This is a genomic window from Pseudomonas sp. (genome assembly GCF_049645325.1).
Lineage (GTDB): Bacteria > Pseudomonadota > Gammaproteobacteria > Pseudomonadales > Pseudomonadaceae > Aquipseudomonas.
The window spans coordinates 1-2,264 of the sequence record NZ_JBARTQ010000495.1; the positions used below are offsets into that span (position 1 = coordinate 1).

A 2,264-nucleotide genomic window follows, 5' to 3' on the forward strand; every position below is an offset into this window, starting at 1 on the left:
TTTATGCCCAAGCCGGCGCTGCCACCAGCCCGAACCTGAACAACATATCCCGCGAAGAGCGCGACCGCCTGATGCACAGCAAAACCGAATACCTGGCGCTTTACACCCTGCTCAAAGACCTGTGGCTGCCGGTCTCCCGCGACACTGCCAGCTTGCTCTACATACTGGCGCGCAGCACCAGGGCGCGGGCGATTGTCGAGTTCGGCACCTCGTTTGGGTTGTCTACGTTGTTCCTGGCGGCGGCACTGCGCGACAACGGCGGTGGCGTGTTGATTGGCAGCGAGTTCGAACCGTCGAAGATCGCCCTCGCGCGCGAACACTTCATCGAAGGCGGCGTGAGCGACTTGATCGAAATCCGTGAAGGCGATGCGCTGGTCACCTTGGCCACCGACCTGCCGGAAGCCGTCGACTTGCTGCTGCTGGACGGCGCCAAGACGCTGTATGGCGATGTCCTGGGCCTGGTGGAAAAACACCTGCGGCCCGGCGCCCTGGTGGTCGCCGACAACACCGACTATTGCCCCGAATACCTGGCGCACGTGCGCTCGCCGCAGAACGGCTACCTGTCGGTGCCGTTTGGCGATGACATCGAACTGTCGATTCGCCTGCGCTGAGCCTCTGGCAACGTTGCGGCAGTGGCGACGAGGGTGTTGCTGTCAGCGCTTGCTGAACGCCAGCCGCGCCGCAAACAACACGAAGATCAAGCCCGTGGTGCGGTCCATCCACTGGATGACCTTTTCCCGCCGCAGGAACCCGGACAGTGGCTGGGTGGCGCCAATCAATATCAGCGACCACACCAGCCCCAGCACCACGTGAATGCTGACCAGGCCGAAGGTCCAGGCGATCAGCGAATGGCCTTGCGGGATGAATTGCGGCAGGAACGACACGTAGAAAATCCCCACCTTGGGGTTCAGTGCATTGCCCAGCATGCCCTTGAGGAACCAGTTGCTGCTGGGCTTGCCGTCTGCCTCGACCGGTGACAGTGACCGGCGCGGGCGCATCAGCATGTTCAACCCCAGCCACGCCAGGTAAGCGGCGCCGCAGTATTTCAAAACGGTGAACGCGACCTCGGACACCGCAATCAATGCGCCCAGGCCAAAGGCAACCGCCGCGCCCCAGAGCAAACAGCCAGCATTGATGCCAAGGGTGGCCTGCAACGCCTGGCGCTTGCCTTCCACGGTTGCGGTGCGCAGGACCAGCGCCGTGTCGAGCCCTGGGGTGAGCGTCAGCAGCGTGGCGGCGAAGGTGAAGGCGAAGAGGTTGTCGGTGATGGACATGGGCCGATGGCTTCAAGGTGAGGTGGGTGGAAAGTAGCACCGATCGGCAGCCCGGTTGGAAAACCCTGAGACTTCCCGGCGAAAATCTTCATAATGGCGGCCAATTTTGTTTAGCCCGTTATTCTGGTGTGCCCGCATGGAAATTAAGGTCAACTTTCTCGACAACCTCCGGCTTGAAGCCAAGTTCGATGATTTCACGGTAATTGCCGACCAGCCGATTCGCTACAAAGGCGACGGCTCGGCACCGGGTCCCTTCGATTACTTTCTGGCTTCGTCGGCGTTGTGCGCGGCGTACTTTGTAAAGTTGTACTGCGAAACCCGCAATATCCCCACCGATAATATTCGCCTGTCGCAGAACAACATTGTCGACCCGGAGAACCGCTACAACCAGATCTTCAAGATCCAGGTTGAGCTGCCGGCGGATATCTCCGACAAGGACCGCCAGGGCATCCTGCGTTCCATCGACCGTTGCACCGTGAAGAAAGTGGTGCAGGCCGGCCCTGAATTCGTGATTGAAGAAGTGGAAAACCTCGACGCGGATGCCCAGGCATTGCTGATGCCGAGCTCATCCTCCGAGGCCGGCACCTACATCGCGGGCAAGGACCTGCCGCTGGAGCAGACCATCGCCAACATGTCGGGCATTCTGGCCGGCCTGGGCATGAAGATTGAAATCGCCTCGTGGCGCAATATCGTGCCCAACGTGTGGTCGCTGCACATCCGCGACGCGCATTCGCCGATGTGCTTCACCAACGGCAAGGGCGCGACCAAGGAAGGCGCGCTGGCCTCGGCATTGGGCGAGTTTATCGAACGGCTCAATTGCAACTTCTTCTACAACGACCAGTTCTGGGGTGAAGAACTCGCCAACGCGGCGTTCGTGCACTACCCGGATGAGCGCTGGTTCCAGCCGGGTCGCAAAGATGAACTGCCAACTGAAATTCTCGATGCCTATTGCCTGAAAATCTACAACCGCGACGGCGAGCTGCGTGGCTC

3 protein-coding genes are annotated in these 2,264 nt (G+C 60.5%); 2 read left to right on the forward strand and 1 reads right to left on the reverse strand.

The annotated features are described in order from the left end of the window. Window positions 1-611: O-methyltransferase (locus WBB95_RS21145; protein ID WP_424489347.1), on the forward strand; the 611-nt coding region annotated here is incomplete at its 5' end. A 42-nt stretch (window positions 612-653) separates the two neighbouring features. Here WBB95_RS21145 and WBB95_RS21150 read toward each other — a convergent pair. Continuing rightward, window positions 654-1,274, reverse strand: a complete 621-nt coding sequence (locus tag WBB95_RS21150; protein ID WP_424489348.1) for a LysE family translocator — start codon at window positions 1,272-1,274, stop codon at window positions 654-656. Window positions 1,275-1,410: 136 nt separating this feature from the next. Here WBB95_RS21150 and WBB95_RS21155 point away from each other — a divergent pair. Next, window positions 1,411-2,264 (forward strand): YcaO-like family protein (locus WBB95_RS21155; protein ID WP_424489349.1); only part of this gene is annotated, 854 nt, incomplete at its 3' end.

Excerpts from the sequence above, each read along its gene's own strand:
- WBB95_RS21150 (WP_424489348.1), bottom strand. The coding sequence starts at position 1,274 with ATGTCCATCACCGACAACCTCTTCGCCTTCACCTTCGCCGCCACGCTG.